The following is a 17,048-nucleotide window of genomic DNA, read 5'->3' as shown; positions in this document are numbered from 1 at the left end:
CGAGGGTCAGGAGAGGTTCTGCTCGATGGCGGCGATGTAGCGCTTGATCAAGTGGTCCCGGACACCGTCCGAGGCCGGCGCGAACGCGTCCGCGGTCAGCCCCTTGGCCCGGTCCGCCAGGCCGCCGAGCAGCCCCATGGAGTCGTGCAGCCGCCCGCCCGAGTCGATGTACCTCAGCGCGTCGACGTGCGTGAAGGCAGGCTCGGGCGGAAGCTGCGGGACGATGTCGTTGTTGTTGACGAAGCGGTACATGCGGCCCTTGAAGCCCTTGTTGTACGCGTCCGCCAGGAGGCGGTCGCAGGTGCGGGGCTGCCCGTAGGTGTAGACGCCGTCCGCCTGCAACCGCGGGTCCTCCAGGTACATCCACGCGCCGGCAAGCATGGCCAGCGCACCGCCGAGACTGTGCCCGGTGAACCACACCGACTGGCCGTTGGTGCGCAGCTCCGCCAGGGTCTTCCTGACGTCCGGGAAGACCGACTGAAGTGCCTCGGCGAAGCCGTAGTGGACATAGCCGGTCCTGGCCGGGCCCGGCCACGGGGGAGTGGTGGCGTCGGAGAGCCAGTCACGGATCTGCACCGGTTCGGTGCCGCGGAAGGCGGTGATGATCATGTGGTCGCTGGCCGCCGTGTACGCCTGGGTGTCCTCCAGCGGGAACGGCGGCGTGAACCGTGTCTGATGGTGACGCACCTGGTCGAAGCCCCAGGCGCGGGCCCGGGACTCGATGGTGGACTCGTCCTTGTAGGCGAGGTCCGATGCCTGGGCCAGCCAGTAGGCCAGCGGCAGGCTGTACCCGGTCTTCGCATGGTGGTCGATCGCGGTCGGTGCGGACACGCGCGGATCCTTTCGTTCCGAGTCGCGCGCCGGCGGGACGGGCGGACCGCCCCGGCGGCGCGGGGTCGGTCCCTTCGTAACGGCAGTGGACCGGCCCGCGAGCCCGCGCCGCGCCCGTGGTCCCTCGAACGGCGGGCCGCCGCCGCTCCCGTGGGAAGGCGCCGGCCGGCCGATGACCCGTCAGAGCCTGACGCCGCCGGTCGCGTCGAGGACCTTGCCGGTGATCCAGCGGGAGTCGTGCGAGGCGAGGAACGCGACGATGTCGGCGACGTCGTCCGGCCGGCCGACCCGGCCGAGCGCGGCGCGGGCGGCCGCATCCGCCTCCGCCGCCGGATTGCCGCGCAGCCAGTCGGCGTTGACGTCGGTGTCGATGATCCCCGGGGCGACCGCGTTCGCCGTGATGCCCCGGCCGCCCAGTTCCTGGGCCAGGTTGAGGGTGAAGTTGTCAAGGGCGGCCTTGGTGGCTCCGTAGGCGATGGCCACGGGCATGGCGAGGCGGCCCGCGCCACTGGAGACGTTGATGATCCGGCCGCCGTCGCGCAGCCGCGTGAGCCCTTCTCGGACGACGAAGAACGGCGCGCGGACGTTCACCGCGAAGACCCTGTCGAAGTCGTCCTCGGTCAGTGCGGGAAGCGCCGACAGCATGCCGATGCCGGCGTTGTTGACGATGATGTCGACCGCCGGGCCCGTCCCGGGCGCGTGTTCCGCGATCCGTGCGTCGAAGGCCGACCACAGCGCTGCGGCATCGCCGCGCTCGCCGAGCGGGGCGTGCAGCGCGACCGCCCGGCCGCCGTCCTTGCGGATGCGGGCGACCGTCTCGTCCGCCGCGGCCTGGTCGCGGGCGTAGGTCAGGGCGACCACGGCGCCGTCGCGCCCGAGGCGTTCGGCGATGGCCCGGCCGATGCCCCGGCTGCCCCCGGTCACCAGTGCGGTCTTCCCGTCGAGCGGGCGGTTGGTGGTCATGGCAAGGACTCCCTGTCGTCTCGTGCGGCGCCGCGAGCGGATGTCGCGGAGCGCCTGCTGATGCCGGGGACGCTAGGGCCTCACATCGATGTGAGAGTCAACTCGTGGGGTGGGGTGGGACGGTGCTGTCCTAGGTGCCGTCGCCCGCGCGCTTCGGGGCCGGATGCAGGATCAGGGGGAGGTAGATGTCGTCGACGATGTCGGTGATGACGTCGTCGGAGACGGGCGTGCCGAAGAGCAGGAACTGGTTGCGCAGCAGGTCGGTGGCGACCGTGGCGCGCCGGGAGTCCAGGACCCAGGGTTGGATCTCGCCGCGTTCGACCGCGCGTTCCAGGACGGTCCGGAGGGCCACCGGGCCGACGGTGTGGACGCTTTCCCGGACGAGTTTGGCGAAGTCGGAGTCGCGGGTCATCTCGGCCAGCAGGCCGCGCAGGATGCCGCCGAGCGGGCTGGCCACCTTGGCGGCGAGCTGCCGCATGAGCTCTATCACGTCCGAGCGCAGGGCGCCGGTGTCGGGCGGCTCGACGGCGGTCAGACCGGTCGACCGGCAGGCGTCCATGACCAGTTCGGCACGGCTGGACCAGCGTCGGTAGAGGGCGGCCTTGCCGGTGCGGGCCCGACTGGCCACCCGCTCCATCGTCAGCTCGGCATAGCCGGTCTCACTGAGCTCCTCCAGGGTCGCCATCAGGATGGCTTTCTCCAGCTCCGCGCCGCGGCGGCGGGGGCCTTTGCGGTGGTCGGCGGCGGGTGCGGCGGTGGGACCGGCGTTGGGTGACAGCGTGACTCCCGAAGATGTCTCGTAGAGGCCGTTGCGTTCTCTATGGGGCCCAGTCTATTCTCCGAATTAGAGAACACCGCGTTCTTTAACCATGAGGTTTTTGATTCGGAGTGGACCGATGGCCGATATCGCCACCACGCCCCAGGCAACCGAAGCGCCCGCCTTCCCGAGCGACCGAACCTGTCCGTACCAGTTACCGCAGGGCTACACAGAGCTGCGGGACGCCCCCGGCCCCCTGCACCGGGTGACCCTCTACGACGGCCGCCAGGCATGGGTGGTCACCAAGCACGAGGCCGCGCGCAAGCTGCTCGCCGACCCGCGCCTGTCCTCCGACCGCGCCGACGTCAACTTCCCCGCCACCTCACCGCGCTTCGAGATCGCCCGGGAGAACCGTCCGGCGTTCATCGCCATGGATCCGCCCGAGCACGGCGTCGCGCGACGGATGACGATCAGCGAGTTCACCGTCAAGCGGATCAAGGGCATGCGCCCCGAGGTCGAGGAGATCGTGCACGGCTTCCTCGACGAGATGCTCGCCTCCGGCTCGCCCGCCGATCTCGTCGGCCGGTTCGCGCTGCCGGTGCCGTCCATGGTGATCTGCCGGCTGCTCGGCGTGCCCTATGCCGACCACGACTTCTTCCAGGACGCGAGCAGGCGCCTGGTGCAGGCCACGGACGTGGCGAGCGCCTCTGCGGCGCGCGACGACCTCAGGCACTACATGGACGGACTCATCACCGCCTTCCAGGCCGAGCCCGGTACGGGACTCGTGGGCAGCCTGGTCGCCGAGCAACTCGCCAACGGCGAGATCGACCGCGAGGAACTGATCTCCACCGCACTGCTGCTGCTCGTCGCCGGCCACGAGACCACCGCCTCGATGACCTCGCTCGGCGTGATCACCCTGCTGGAACACCCCGAGCAGTTCGCGGCCCTGCGGGACGATCGCCGCCTCGTGCCCGGTGCGGTCGAGGAACTGCTCCGCCTCCTGGCCATCGCGGACATCGCCGGTGGCCGGGTCGCCACCGCCGACATCGAGATCGAGGGCCGGCTCATCCGGGCCGGCGAGGGCGTGATCGTCGTCAACTCCATAGCCAACCGGGACGGCACGGTGTACGAGGACCCGGACGCCTTCGACGTCCGCCGCTCCGCGCGCCACCACCTGGCCTTCGGTTTCGGCGTGCACCAGTGCCTGGGGCAGAACCTCGCCCGCCTGGAGCTGGAGGTGATCCTCAACGCGCTGATGGACCGGGTGCCGACGCTTCGACTCGTCACTCCTGCGGACCAGTTGAAGCTGCGGCCGGGCACCACGATCCAGGGCGTCAACGAGCTCCTGGTCACCTGGTGACGCGGGGAGAGGGAAGGAGGAGCGCGATGACCATGCGGGTGAGTGCCGACCGGACGGTCTGCGTGGGCGCCGGGCTGTGCGCGCTGACCGCGCCCGGCGTGTTCGACCAGGACGACGACGGGATCGTCACGGTGCTGGAAGCCGCCCCCGCCGGCGACGACGGCACGGCGGCGCGCGAGGCCGGCCTGCTCTGCCCGTCCCGCGCCCTCCGCGTCGTCGAGGCGGAGGTCGGGGCGGCGTCGGAGGCGTAGCGAGGCTCCGTGGACAAGCAGCGGAGGGGCCCCGCCCAGCCCGGTGTCCTACCGGGGCGTGGGCCCCTCCGGGACCGGCCGGCGACGGTCAGACCCACCCCTTCCGCGCGGCGTACAGGGCGAGTTGGAAGCGGGTGGTGGCGTCGGCGGCCCGGTTGAGCTGCTCCAGCTGACGGGAGAGGGTGCGGCGGCTGATGCCCAGCAGTTCGGCGATGGTCTCGTCGGTGACACCGCTGCCGAGCAGTTCAAGGATGCGGCGCTGTATCGGGCGCAGCGCGGGCGGCACCCGCTCGCCGAAGTGCAGCGGATAGGCCGACCGCCAGGACGTCTCGAACAGGCCGGTGAGCGCGCGCAGCAGACTGGACGGGCGGACCAGCAGCATCGAGTCGTTCACCTCGGCGTCGCCGAACGTCATCGAGACGATCGCCAGTCGCTGGTCGAAGATGCCCAGTTTCACCGGCAGGGACTGCAGCACCCGGGCCTGCTCGCCGGCCGTGATGCAGGGTCTGATGTTGCGCGCGTAGTAATCGCTGTTCTCCACCGCGGACTTGGAGTAGACGATGCGATAGCACACACCGCGCTCCAGGTTGCGGATCTCGGTGGGGTTGGGGGTGCCGCCGGTGTGCCACGGCGGGGCGTCGAAGCGCAGCACCTCGGACGCCGCGGCGTCCTCGACCTGGAGGATGCGCTCCACGATCTGCGGTCCGGTGACCACCTCGACGAGGTCGTCGGTGGCCTGCGGGTGCACCTGGCGACGGTAGGTGCGGTAGGCGTCCATGGCCACCAGATGGGCCTGTTGCAGTTCCGCGGTACGGGTGCTGGTCAGGCGGCCCAGGCCGATGGACGGTTCGATCGGCGCGATGCCGGAGCGATCGGGACCGTGACTGGCGGCCAGGCCCAGATGGATGAGCCGGGCGAGGGCACGTTCGGCGTCGGCGGGCGCCACGCCCAGCCGGCGGGCCAGCGCGGTGACGGTGGTGGGGCCGGTGTCCAGCATGGCCAGATAGGTGGTGGCCTCGGTCTCGGAGAGGCCGAGCCGGGCGAGGTGGGCCGGCCGGTCGTCTTCGCTCATGGGGGGCTCCGGGCGGGTGGGTGTGGGGGTGGGGGTGTTGGGGGTGGGGGCGTTACCTGGAACCGATCATGAGTGTGGGCCCACCGTCACGGGTGGGCCCACACTCACAAGTCATGACGCGTGCCGGCAGGTCGGCAGTTGGGGAATTGGACGGTCCGGGGTTCGGGAGGGGGTCCGGGAGCTCGGCAATCAGCTCAACTGCCCGTCGTAGTCGGGAAGTTTGAAGCCCTTTTCGTAGTGCCCGCCGTCGAAGTCGGTGCTGCGGTTCCCGACGTTGGCGACGAGGGTGTAGCCCTGTGACTCGTACTTCTTCCGGCAGCCGAGCTTGACCTGTGCCTTTCCTGGGCTGTCGCCGTGCGGCTTGAGGCAGAGGCCGTCGACGGTGTAGCCGGCCGAGGCGAGTTCCTGCTTCGTGGCGTCCTGCTCGTCGGGGTCGCGGTACGAGGCGAACAGCACCGCCGCGCCGTGCTCGTGCGCGTACTCCGTGGCCTTGAGGATCGCCTCGACCGGCTTCCCCCGGTCGTAGTGCGTGGCCAGGGAGGTGTTGTCGATGTCCAGGACGACCGCAGGCTTCTCGCCGCTCCTTCCCTCGGCCAGACGCTGTTTCAGATAGTCCTGGAGGGACGCCGCGACCGGTGCGACGTCCTTGAGCCACTCGCTCTCGCTCGGCAGCGAGTCCGGGCGGACGGCCGCCTGCGCGGAGAGCGGCAGCGCCAGCAACGCGCCCAGCACCGGCCCCAGTACGAGCGCGGCCCTTTTGCCCATGACCATGATTCCCTCATTCCTTTTGTGTGCGTTCCGCTCGATGGCCACCGGGCATTCCGAACCGGATTGCGGAGTATCAAGACATTTGCGTCAGCCGGGCGGTGAAGCAACCCGGATTCCGGAATCCCCGTGGTCGTCCAGGTCATTGCTACCCGAATCAGCAGTCCCACGGTGTCCAAGTCGCGCCAATGGCCACAATGGGACGTGATGCACTCCGCGCCACATCCCCCGAAGGAATCCGCCGATCTGCACACTACGAAGGCTTTACCTCCATGAAATAAGGATTTCAACTCACATTCCCCGGCTATTGGTGGAGAAATGGTCGACCAACTCCTGTGACAATGCGGGCACATTGACGGGCACGCCGTCGGCGCGCAGCGACGCGGTGGCGGCGCAGCCGGCCGCCACCGCCTGCCGGGCCGCCACCGGTGAGGTGAGCGTCTGCCCGCCCTCGCGTACGAAGTCCACGAATTCGGCCACCAGTCGCGGGTCGGCCCCGCCGTGCCCGCCCTCGCCCGGGGGCACCTCGACGACCAGATCGGCGTCCGCGCGATAGCCGCTGCGCCGGCCGTTCCACACCTTGACCACCGCCCCGTCGGTGTCGCCGAAGTTCTCCAGCCGCCCGTGGGTGCCGATGACGGTGTAGTTGCGCCAGTAGTCGGGTGTGTAGTGGCACTGCTCGTACGTGGCGAACACCCCGTTGTCCAGGCGCATGGTCATCATCGACAGGTCCTCGACGTCGACCACGTCGTTCAGGCCGGTCAGGGACGTGGGCGGCCAGTTGTTCTCCGGGTCGAACCACTCGGTCAGCGTCCGCTCGCCCTGCCCGCCGCGCGCGGTGATGTCGCCGTAGACGGTCAGCCCGCCCATCGCCTGGGTCCGCACGGTGTAGCCGTCGGCCAGCCAGTGGATCACATCGAGGTCGTGCGCCCCCTTCTGCAGCAGCAGACCGGTGGTCCGGCGGCGGTCGGCGTGCCAGTCCTTGAAGTAGAAGTCCCCGCCGTGGCCGACGAAATGACGGCACCAGACGGCCTTCACCTCGCCGATCACGCCCTTGCGGACCAGCTCGCGCATGGTGCGGACGACCGGCATGTGGCGCATGTTGTGGCCGACGTAGAGCCGGGTGCCGGTGCGTCGCGCCGTCTCCAGTACGCGGTCGCATCCGGCGGTGGTGATCGCCAGCGGCTTGTCGACGAACACCGCGACGCCGGCCGTCAGGAAGTCGACGGCCAACTGCTCGTGGGTGTCGTCCGGCGTCGTCAGGATCACCCCGTCCAGCCCGGCATCGAGCAACCGGCGGTGGTCGGCGTGCCGCTCGGCCTCCGGGTACGGTTCCCGGCTGCCTTCCCGGCGAGCCGCGACCGGGTCGCACACCGCCACCACCCGCGCCCGCAGCCGCCGGTCGGCGACATGCCTGCCGAGCGTCCCGCGCATCCCGAGCCCCACCACCGCGAGCCGCAGCTCCTCCGCGGTCCGTGACGTCTCCTGAGCCTCAGGCGCCTGGAATTCCCTCAACTCCTGTCGGCCATCGTGCTCTTGAGGGCCGTTCGGTTCCTGCTGGGTGCTACTGGACAACCTCATCAGCCTTCTTTCGGGACGTCGACGGGGCGGCCGGCGACCGTGCGGCGGTCGGCCCGGGGCACCCGTGTCCCGTCCGTTTCGGGTGCTTGTGGCCTTCGCCGGCGAGCGGCCATGCTGGCGCGGGGCACACCCCGACATCTGCAGCACGGCCACCCGATGACCACCACACCACCGCAGAGCACCGGACTCAAGGAGCCCCATGTCGCGCACGAGCGGGACCGGACCGGCACTGCCGCCCGAGGACCGTACGCTCTCGCCCTTCACGGGATACGTCCGCACGCACTGGCTGGCCCTCGCCGACCGGCTGCTGACGGACGCGCACCGGTTCGCCTCGCCCTCCGGCGCACGCCTCGTGCTGCCCGGCAGACCGTCGTCCTCCGGTACCGACTCCGACCAACTCGAAGGCTTCGCCCGTACCTTCCTCCTGCTGGCCTTCCGCACCGCGGGCTGCCAAGGACGGGCACCCGCCGGCCTGCTCCAGCGCTACGCGGAGGGCATCGGCGCCGGCACCGACCCACGGCATCCCGAGGCGTGGCCGGCGCTCGGCCAGGAGTGCCGGCAGACCCTCGTCGAGGCGTGCTCCCTGGCACTGGGGCTGCACCTGACGCGGCCGTGGTTGTGGGATCGCCTGCCGGACGGGGTGCGGCAACGGGTCGTCGAGTGGTTGCAGGGTGCCTGGGGCCTGCGGATCCCCGACAACAACTGGCACATGTTCCGGGTGATCGTCGGAGAGTTCCTGGCGAGTGTCGGAGCCGCCCACGACCGGGCCGCGATGGACGACGACCTGGCCCGTATCGAGGCGTTCCACGTCGGCGACGGCTGGTACCGCGACGGCGGCGACGCCCGCACCGCCGACAACTTCGACCACTACAACGGCTGGGCCCTGCACACCTACCCCCTCCTGTGGTCCCTGATGGCCGGCGAGCGTGCCACGGATCGAACGGTCCTCAAGGCACGACTGCGGCGCTTCCTCGCCGACTACGCGCTGTTCTTCGGCGCGGACGGCGCCCCCGTGCACCAGGGCCGCTCACTGATCTACCGGTTCGCGGCGGCCGCTGCCCCGTGGCTGGGCGCACTGGTGGACGCGACACCGCTCGGCCCGGGCCAGACCCGCCGGCTGGCCAGTGGTGCGCTGCGCCACTTCACCGACCGCGGATTCCGCGACCGGAACGGCATCCCCACCCTGGGCTGGTACGGGCCGTACCCGCCACTGGTGCAGGGTTACTCCGGCCCGGCCTCCCCGTACTGGCTCGCCAAGGCGTTCCTCGGCCTGCTGCTGCCGGCCGACCACCCGTGCTGGACGGAGCCGGAGGAACCGCTGCCCGTCGAACGAGGCGACCGGATCCAGGCACTGCCCGTACCCGGCTTCGTGCTCTCGGCGACCCGGGCGGACGGCGTGGTCCGGCTCGTCAACCACGGCAGCGACAACTACGCAACGGCCGACCACGGCGGTCCCGACCAGGCACGGGACGCCCGCGCGCCGGGCAGCTACCCGGCGGTCCGAACAGCCGGGGACCCGCTCTACTCACGGTTCGCCTACTCCACGGCGACCGGCCCGTGCCACGTCGCCGACGGTTCCCGCCGCCTCCTGGCCGACAACCATGTGGCGCTCCACCACCCCGAGCTCGGCCTGTCCCGCCGCACTCGCATCCACCGCCTGCACGTCCACGACCACTACGCCGCATCCTGGCACCAGCCTGCCTGGGATCAACCTGCCTGGCACGGATCTGCCTGGCATCGATCGGCCGGTCACCGTCCCGCTCGCCATCAGGCGGACCGGCGCGGCGGGCCGGACCCCGAGGCCCGGATCGAGACCGCGAGCGTGGTCCGGGGCGCGTTCGAACTGCGCGTCCACCTCGTCGACGCGCCGGCGTACCTGCCGCTGCACGACAGCGGGTGGCAGCTCGCTGGGGAGCGGCCACCGCGCGTCCGGACCGTCGGCAACCGGGCCGAAGCCGCCACCGACGGCGGTCTGACCAGTACATTCGTCTCCCTCGCCGGTCATCCGCACCTCGACGTGGCGACCGCGGAGGGCACCGGTGCCTTCGGTCGGCACACCGCCGTCCCGTATGCCACCGGCCGGCGCGCGACGGACCGGTCCGTGCATGTCGCCCTGGTCGGTCTCACCGGGTACGGTGCGGACCCCGAGCCTCCGGCCGTACGATGCGCCGTCGAGGGGACCACCGTCATCGTCTGCTTTCCCGGCGGCACTTGGGTGCTGGTGGCCCTCGGTGCGGAGCCGGCACGGTCGCCGGTGGTGGGCGGGGTGCCGCTGAGCGGGCCGGTGCGCTACGCCCGGATCTCCCCGGAAGAGGAGCCGGTGATCGTTCGCGACCGAGTGCCGGGGTCACCGTGTGCACAAAGGTAATCAATTCATGGCCAGGCTTTTACAAACCGGTTGAAAGTATGTGCCACGCGGGTGAAGGTTCTGGACAAGTATGTTCTGGGATCGAAATGGACGCGTCTGGGTATCGGGTGCGTCTCGGAGTGCGGGCGGCGGATTGCGTGGCCGACCTTCGCCCGTACGATGCCGGAACTCCGTCCACCCGCACCTCATCCGGAAGGCCACCGCGGAATGCCCGTCTTCAGACGCCGCAAAGGCAGCCGTCCCCGCATGCTCCCCGAACTCGACGACGCCGCCCTGGGACAGGTCAGGCGACGCGTCGAGACCTGTTGGGACCGCGGTTCGCTCGACACGCCTGTCATGGCCCTGATGGCAGACGTCCTCGGCGACGCCGGCGACGACTGGGACCGAAAGGCGCACCGCCTGCGCGTCCTGGCCGCAGCCGCCGGACGGGCCCTGCCCGGCATCTGGCGCGAGCACAACCCGCACAACCAGGACGCCCTGCTGCTGCATGCCTGGTCGGACCTGTTGCAGGCCCGCCAGGAAGGCTCCGCCGTCGACCTGGAGGCCACCCGGCAGACCTGTCACCGCGCGGCCGAACTGCTGCCCGCCGACCCCACGCCCTGGACCCTGCACCTGGCCATCCTCCGTCTGGAACGCCGCCCGTCCGCCGAACTGGCCGCGATCTGGCGCGAGATCAAGGCCCGCGACCCGTGGAACCGCGAGGCCCACCTCCAGGCACTGGGCTACCTCTCGCCGGACGAGTGCGGCTCCAGCAGTCAGGTGCTCGACCTGCTCGACAGCGTCCGCTCCGCGATGCCCACCAACGCTCCCGCGGCCGGCCTGGAACTCACCGCCCTGGTCCGCAACCACCAGCGGTCCATGGCCCCCGGCGGGGTCACGGCCCTCGGCGCGGGCGAGTTCTGGCGCCGGCACGACGCCGTCGCGGTGCTCGATCACGCGGCGCACTACTGGCCGGGCCAGGGCTTCCTCCGGCACGCGCAGGCGCTCGCCGACCTGAACCTGCTGGCCTATGCGCTGATGAAGGCGGTGCGCCCCGGTGAGGCCGCGAACGTGCTGCGCACCACCGGCGGCGTGGCCACGCCCTGGCCGTGGAGCGCGGAGGGCGAGCCGCTGGAGCGGTTCTCCCACTACTACGCCCGTGCGCGCGAAAGCGAGTGAACGAAGGCCGGTGGGGTTCGTCAACGTGACGGCCGCCCGGCGACGTTGAGCAGGCGCGGGCGGTGCGGACGGCGCGGGCGGTGGGCGCGGTGCGGGTCTCGCAGGTGAGGGGCGTCCGCTTCGACGGCGCCGGACGCCACCGCCCACCACCGCGGTGCAGCTCGCCGCGTTGGGATCACGCATACGACGCATAGCCGGAACGAGTGGAATAACCGACTCTTTCCCGTGTCTCCCGAATGTCCCGATCTCTCCCAGGGGAATTTCTTCTCGGAAGAGTGTTGGGAGACCCGCATGCGTGACACCGTCGGCACCGGCCGCTCCGCGGCGTCCGGCGGCGCTCGCATGCTGTTTCTCCTGGGGCTGCTCGCGCTGCTGTTCGCGGCGCTCACCACCGGCTACGCCGACGCGGCGGACGCCGGGTCCGGCCGGTGCCCCACCCGGGTCGACGCTCCGGCCTCCACCAGTGCCGCGGACCGGATCTGCGACACCACGAGTCATGTGCTGACACCGTCCGACGGCATCGTTCACCAGCATCCGGGCAACGGCTTCCGGCGGCTGTGCCACGCCACCGCCTGCCATCTGCGTCACCATGTCCCGTCCGGGCCGAACGGCAAGGCCCTGCGGGAATCCCATGTCGAAGGCCCCCTGGCCGCATCGGGACACCCCGCCTTCTGGGCCGTCCTCCCGTCCGCCGCCACCGGCCTGCCTGCACGGGTGACCGTTCTGCGCTGCTGAGCCGGCCCGGCCGCGTACCACCATGCCCCGCTCCTCCCGCGCACCACAGGGCCGAGGGGGCGGTCGCGGCCTGCCGCACCAGCGTCCACGACATCCCACACCGCAGGAGTTCCGGCATGCCCGCCGACGTCTTCGCCGCCCTCGCCGCCCTCGTGCGCGCCGAGGCCCGCCGCAACGCACCCCGACCCGAGCCATGCCCACCGGCCGGCACCGAACCGACCGATCCGTGCACGTCACCGGACGAGTCGACACCACGGGACCGGTCCGCCTCCGTGCCCGCGCAGCCCGCACCGCCGCCGGTCGGACCGGACGATCCGGCCGTCGTCCCCGCGGCCCCGGACCCGGCCGGCGGACGGCCGCACCGTGGGCTGCTGCGCAGGCTGCGCGCGCTCATCGCCTCCGTCGTGCTGTGCCGGCGCCTCCGCGCCGCCGGCCGCAGACCGGCTCCCGAAAATTCCTGACGGCGCCGCGCGGGTCCGCGGCGGCGGCCAGGGCGGCGACCACCGCGCCGTCCGCCGAGGATCAGCGCCGGCAGCGAACCGGCTGCCGCGACGGCCGGGCCTGCCCGCACCACCGGGACCGGACCGGGGACCCCGGACATCCGTACCTCGGCCGGCGGCACCCCCGCGTGCCAGACGAGCGGTGCCGAGCACGGCCAGGAGCGCGGCCTGGAGGACGCCGCCTGCCGTGACGTCGGCCCCGACGCCCAGGTGGCCGGCGTCGGCGGTGCCGCCGACGAGACAGGCCGTCGATTCCGCCGGATACGTGGTCGGGTGGCCGGAGGGCGGGCGGATCCGGAACTCCGCGCGCGAGGGCGGGGGTTAGGGCGCTTCTGGATCTCCGCGGCGTCCACGGAGATCCGTCAGAAGCGCCCTGGGCGCGGAGGGGCGTTGTCAGTGGGGTGTGTCACGATCGAAAACGTCGGGTCGGTGCGTGCGACCGCTGCGCAGCAGGCCCGCGCGCAGACACCGGTTTCCCGCCTGTCCACACTGCCGTGAAGGGACCCGATCGTGAGTGACAGCTCCCGCTCCGCGCTTCGTCTCGCGTTGCGCCTCGCCGATCCGGCCACCGCCGACGCGCTGGCCGAGCGCATGCGGCCGCAGCTGCTGGCCCTGCTCTCCGACCGGTTGGGTCTCCCCCGGGAGTTGGTGGGCGAACTCCTCGGCCAGGACGACGCCGGACGGCTGCGGGCGGTCCTGGAGGAGGACCCGGTGGAATGGCTCGCCTCGGTGGCCCGGACGGGAGACCCGGCCCTCGGCCCGGCGCTGTGGCGTGCGGAGTACCGCGACGACGACGGGAGCAAGATCCGTGCGGTGGAGGAGGCGCCGGGGCTGCTGGCGATCCTGCTGGAGGCCGCCGACTTCCTGGATGATCGCTGGTACGCCGAGGACGGCCTGCTGAACATGGTCCACGGAGCCGAGGGATTCCTGATGCTCCCCGCACTGACAAGCGGGGCCGCGGGGCTCTCCGTGGATCTCCTCGCCGCGTTCGGTCCCTACCTCCCGCCGCCGGCCGTCGTCGACGCCTGTCTGAGCCTGTTCGCGCTCTGGGGCTCCACCGAGCCCTTCGAGGACTTCCTCCGTATGCACGAGGAGGTGCCGCTGCTCACCCACTGGCATCCGTGGCTGCCCGACATGCTGCGCGCCGCTCTGACGGCCCCCGATCCGGAGGCGTACCTACGGGAGCACCGGGCCGCGGAGGAGTGGACCGACCCGGAGCACCTGCACGCGTTGGCGAGGGTGCGCTGCGGATGCCCCGGCCTCGCGGCCAGGCCCGACGGCCTGGACTGGGCGCTGATCCGGCGGGAACACCAGCGCCTGTCCTTCCACCGGGAGAATCTCCCCGCGGACGACACCGGGCGGGCGGTCACTCCGCTCCTCCTGCTCACCGAGTGGGAGGGGTGTCCCGCCCACCTGCTGTGGGAGAGCTTCCGGGCCGATCCGGTCGGGACCGCCGAGTACGCCGCGGAGCTCCCCTTCGAGGCGTTCACCGTGTTGTGGACCGACCGCGAGGAGCGCAACGGGGTGTTGCGCCATGCCCTGGAGCGCGGCATCCTCGCAGGCCGGCTGCCCGTGGAGCGGGTACTGGCCGAGGTGGGCCCGGCCGGGACGGTCCTGGCGCATCTCCCGCTCGACCACGGCCCGACCAGGAAGGCGCTCACCGACCTGCTGGACACGCTCGGCACGGACCCCGTCAACTGGCTGACGTTCTACGCCGGTCTGAGCACGTCCTCCGGCAGCGTCACCGCACTCGTCGCGGACGCCACCGCGACGGACGCCCGTACGGGGCGGCACACGAGCTGGCCGCGGCCGGCCCCGGCGCAGTCCCCGGCCGAGCAGCCCGATGAGGCTCGGTCCGCCTTCCTCACGGTGCTGGCGTGCGCCTCCGAGGAGGCCCAACTCGCCGTCGTGCCCCACTTCGACGAGCAGGCCGTGCAGCACCTCCTCGTCTTCGGCAGCCCCTCCCCGGCGGTCCGCGCGGCGGTGGTGGCCGCCCACGGCCCGTCCGCCCAGGTGGCGAGGGCCGGCGGTCGGCTAGCCGAAGCGGAGTCGGCGGAGGCAGTGCCGGCGTATCGCACCGGGCCGGGTGGTCCCCTGGAGGAGCTTCCCGACCGCCCCCGCGCGCTGCTGCTGGCGGCGTTGGAGAAGACGCCGGTGTGGGGAGCGGACTGGATAGGTGCCGCGCTCGGTCGGGGCCGCCTCACCCATACCGATGTCCTCCTCCACGCGGCCCCGGCCCGCGCCGCCCTGCACACCCTCCAGCAGTACTCCGACGAGCGGCCCGGTGAGCAGGTCCACGGCGACGCGTCAGGCGGCGCCGCCCCGCCGTCCGTATGCGTCCGGGCGAAGAGGCTCGCCCGGGAGCATCTGGGCACGGACGTCGATGCCTGGGTCGGCTGCCTCCGGCTGCTGCCGACCTTCGCCGGGACGCTTCCCGAACTCCTGGCGGAGGCGAACGCCCTTGCCCGAAAGGGGATATGACCGCCCGGCGGCCGCGTCAGACGAAGCGCCAGGCCACGGCGTACGGCTGGGCGAACTGCGTGATGCGATGTGCACGGACGACGACCTCGGCGTCCCCGTTCGGGATGCCGGGCCAGCGGATCTGCTCGATGTTGTTGACCCGGTCGAAGCCGGGGTCCGTGTCCATGTTCCCGTGGCGTTCCTGCCCGCCCGCGCGGACGATCAGGTCAAGGTCGTTCTGCAGGGCGGGACCGGGCGGGTCCGTCCAGACCAGCGTGACCTTCAGCTCGTGGCCGCCGTCCTGCGGGACGGTGAGGGGGAAGGCGTGTTCCCCGTCCTGGTCCAGCGCGTCGCCCTCGGTGAAGCCCGCATGGTCGCCGGCGTCGGGCAGCACGATGGCCTGTTCCAGATTGACCAGCCCGAAGCCGGAGTTGTTGTTCGGTGAAGGACCGGCCTCGGAAGGGTCGTACTGGCCCGGAAGGTCGTCCGCCCCGTTGATCAGCAGGGCCTTCATCAGCGCCGCGCTCGGATCGGGGGTGCCGTTCTTCACCAGGGATTCCCGCAGTACCGCCAGGCAGCCCGCGACCAGCGGCGTGGCCATGCTCGTACCGCTGTCGAAGAAGAACGCCGGATCGTCGGAGACCCCGAACACCGTGCTGAATTTGGCCGCACGCGAGTGGGTCGACAGGATCGACGTGCCGGGGGCGACGACATCCGGAGCGAAGCGGCCCTCCTGCGTGGGGCCCCGGCTGCTGAACGCCGCCATGCCGGCGGGGTTGTCCGCCTGCCGGTCGTCGTGGATCGGGTTGACCGGGAAGGAGAACGAACTCAACTGGCCGTAGGTCAGCGCGATGTCGGGGCGCCGGCTTTCACTGGCGCCGACGGTGACGCAGTTCTTGGCCGCGGCCGGACCGCTGACGGAGGCCGGGCTGATCCGGCCGGTCCGGCCCAGATCGCGCCCCGCGTTGCCCGCGGCGAAGCAGATGACGAGGTTCTTGTTGTCCCACACCATCTGGTCGATCTCCGCCGACTGCTCGTTGTAGGGCAGCCCCGGCTGGGTCGGGCCCCATGAGTTGGTGTGGACCCGGGCCTCGTCCTCGGCGTACGGCGGCCCGAACAGGTCCTGAAGATCGGTCGGGATGCCGCCCAGCCCGCCGTTGTCGTCCAGCAGGGACTGCAGCACGAGCGTGGCCTCGGGCGCGGTGCCGTCGATGACGCCGCCCATCGACGCGGACTGGCCGCTGCCGAGGACCGAACCGGCCACATGCGTGCCGTGGCCGTCCGGATCGTCGGTCTGGTCCGGGCCGGTGCGGCCGAGGGCGACCAGGCGCTTGACCCGGCCGTGGAACGCCGGGTGCACGTCCTGGGGGGAGCCCTTGTCGAGGCCGGTGTCGGCGATGGCCACCACCTGCCCCGCGCCCCGGAACGGGGTGCCGTTGTGGGAGATCCGGGCGTGCAGCAGCGTCCCCGCGACGGAGTTGTACAGCACCATCGCCGGGACTTCCTCGACGTGCCGGATGTCGTCCAGGGAGGTCAGCGCGGTGAGGTTCTCCTCCGGCACCGTCATCCGCACCTTCCGGCGTCCGGGCTGGATGTCGCCGATGCCGACCCCGCCGGCCTGCGCGATCCGCTCCTGCACCTCGGTGGAGCCGGCGTCGACGTCCTGGTGCAGGACGACATCGACGGTGTGGGTGCGGGGCTCCGCCACCTCCAGCGGCTCGGCGAGCACCGCGACGCCCGGCCGCATCCGGCCCGAGCGCAGCGAGGGGGCGAGCTTGAAGCCCTTGAGATAGACATCCGCCCAGGCGACGAACGGCAGGGCGCGAACGGCCGCCAGATCGGACGGCCGGTATCCGCACAGATAGGTACTGTCCGGTACGTACTCGTGGATGACCACGCCCAGTGCCGCCAGCCGGCTCTTCTCCTCCGGGGACGGCACGTGCGTGGTCTGTACAAGAAGATAGTTCGATGCCGAAGCATCCTCGGAGACCAGCTCTTCGCCGGCCAGCTCTGCGGACTGGACCAAGGGGTCGATCGTCACGCCGTTGATGGTGATGCGAGCCACGGCTAGCTCCAATTTCGCGCACGTATGGTGGCTCCCACTCCTCACTATAGGAGCGATGCCGAAGGCCGGCTCGGGGGACGAACCCCCGCTGGATTCCCGCATGTCCGTGTCCTGTTCAACTTCCCGGCCGGCCCCTTGTGACGGGAAATTCCCCTGGACAGGCGCCGCGGGACTGCCGGATA

The 17,048-nt window shown here is 71.5% G+C and carries 14 protein-coding genes; 7 read left to right on the top strand and 7 right to left on the bottom strand.

Going from position 1 to position 17,048, the window contains the following annotated elements; all coding sequences use genetic code 11:
• Positions 1–6: 6 nt before the first annotated feature.
• From K2224_RS18915 to K2224_RS18905, 3 genes are all read right to left on the bottom strand, one after another.
• Positions 7–831 (bottom strand): lipase family protein, encoded by an 825-nt coding sequence (locus tag K2224_RS18915; protein WP_221907695.1) that lies wholly within the window; start codon positions 829–831, stop codon positions 7–9.
• Positions 832–1,011: 180 nt separating this feature from the next.
• Positions 1,012–1,794 carry an SDR family oxidoreductase gene (locus K2224_RS18910; protein ID WP_221907694.1) on the bottom strand — a complete coding sequence of 261 codons (783 nt, stop codon included), beginning with the start codon at positions 1,792–1,794 and terminating at the stop codon, positions 1,012–1,014.
• 130 nt (positions 1,795–1,924) lie between these two features.
• On the bottom strand, positions 1,925–2,479 hold the full coding sequence (locus K2224_RS18905) for a TetR/AcrR family transcriptional regulator (RefSeq protein WP_221907693.1): 555 nt from the start codon (positions 2,477–2,479) through the stop codon (positions 1,925–1,927).
• A gap of 211 nt (positions 2,480–2,690) precedes the next feature.
• On the opposite strand from K2224_RS18905, the gene K2224_RS18900 reads away from it, so the two are divergent.
• A complete protein-coding gene (locus K2224_RS18900) occupies positions 2,691–3,911 on the top strand; it encodes a cytochrome P450 (protein ID WP_221907692.1) in 1,221 nt (406 codons plus the stop codon).
• A 32-nt stretch (positions 3,912–3,943) separates the two neighbouring features.
• Positions 3,944–4,162: a ferredoxin gene (locus K2224_RS18895; RefSeq protein WP_221909801.1), complete on the top strand. Its 219-nt coding sequence runs from the start codon at positions 3,944–3,946 to the stop codon at positions 4,160–4,162.
• 88 nt (positions 4,163–4,250) lie between these two features.
• Here the strand turns inward: K2224_RS18895 and K2224_RS18890 are convergent, their stop codons facing one another.
• From K2224_RS18890 to K2224_RS18880, 3 genes are all read right to left on the bottom strand, one after another.
• On the bottom strand, positions 4,251–5,234 hold the full coding sequence (locus tag K2224_RS18890) for a helix-turn-helix domain-containing protein (protein WP_221907691.1): 984 nt from the start codon (positions 5,232–5,234) through the stop codon (positions 4,251–4,253).
• A gap of 189 nt (positions 5,235–5,423) precedes the next feature.
• The gene (locus tag K2224_RS18885; protein ID WP_260692784.1) at positions 5,424–6,005 is read right to left on the bottom strand and encodes an HAD family acid phosphatase; all 582 of its coding nucleotides are present in this window, start codon (positions 6,003–6,005) and stop codon (positions 5,424–5,426) included.
• A 285-nt stretch (positions 6,006–6,290) separates the two neighbouring features.
• On the bottom strand, positions 6,291–7,580 hold the full coding sequence (locus K2224_RS18880; protein ID WP_313904784.1) for a Gfo/Idh/MocA family oxidoreductase: 1,290 nt from the start codon (positions 7,578–7,580) through the stop codon (positions 6,291–6,293).
• Positions 7,581–7,779: 199 nt separating this feature from the next.
• On the opposite strand from K2224_RS18880, the gene K2224_RS18875 reads away from it, so the two are divergent.
• The 5 genes from K2224_RS18875 to K2224_RS18855 all read left to right on the top strand — a co-directional run bounded on the left by K2224_RS18875 (position 7,780) and on the right by K2224_RS18855 (position 14,822).
• Complete coding sequence (locus tag K2224_RS18875; RefSeq protein ID WP_221907690.1) at positions 7,780–9,948, top strand: DUF2264 domain-containing protein; 2,169 nt, start codon at positions 7,780–7,782, stop codon at positions 9,946–9,948.
• A 246-nt stretch (positions 9,949–10,194) separates the two neighbouring features.
• Positions 10,195–11,106: a hypothetical protein gene (locus K2224_RS18870; RefSeq protein ID WP_260692783.1), complete on the top strand. Its 912-nt coding sequence runs from the start codon at positions 10,195–10,197 to the stop codon at positions 11,104–11,106.
• A gap of 291 nt (positions 11,107–11,397) precedes the next feature.
• Complete coding sequence (locus tag K2224_RS18865) at positions 11,398–11,841, top strand: hypothetical protein (RefSeq protein ID WP_221907688.1); 444 nt, start codon at positions 11,398–11,400, stop codon at positions 11,839–11,841.
• Between the two features lie 116 nt (positions 11,842–11,957).
• The gene (locus K2224_RS18860; protein WP_221907687.1) at positions 11,958–12,302 is read left to right on the top strand and encodes a hypothetical protein; all 345 of its coding nucleotides are present in this window, start codon (positions 11,958–11,960) and stop codon (positions 12,300–12,302) included.
• Positions 12,303–12,851: 549 nt separating this feature from the next.
• Entirely contained in the window at positions 12,852–14,822 is a 1,971-nt protein-coding gene (locus K2224_RS18855) for a hypothetical protein (protein WP_221907686.1), read from the top strand.
• Between the two features lie 16 nt (positions 14,823–14,838).
• Here the strand turns inward: K2224_RS18855 and K2224_RS18850 are convergent, their stop codons facing one another.
• Complete coding sequence (locus K2224_RS18850; RefSeq protein WP_260692782.1) at positions 14,839–16,866, bottom strand: S8 family serine peptidase; 2,028 nt, start codon at positions 16,864–16,866, stop codon at positions 14,839–14,841.
• Positions 16,867–17,048 lie beyond the last annotated feature (182 nt).

The sequence above is a fragment of the Streptomyces sp. BHT-5-2 genome (assembly GCF_019774615.1).
Classification (GTDB): Bacteria; Actinomycetota; Actinomycetes; order Streptomycetales; family Streptomycetaceae; genus Streptomyces.
Note: the sequence above shows the minus strand (reverse complement) of the source record. Positions and strands in the feature narration are given on the sequence as shown.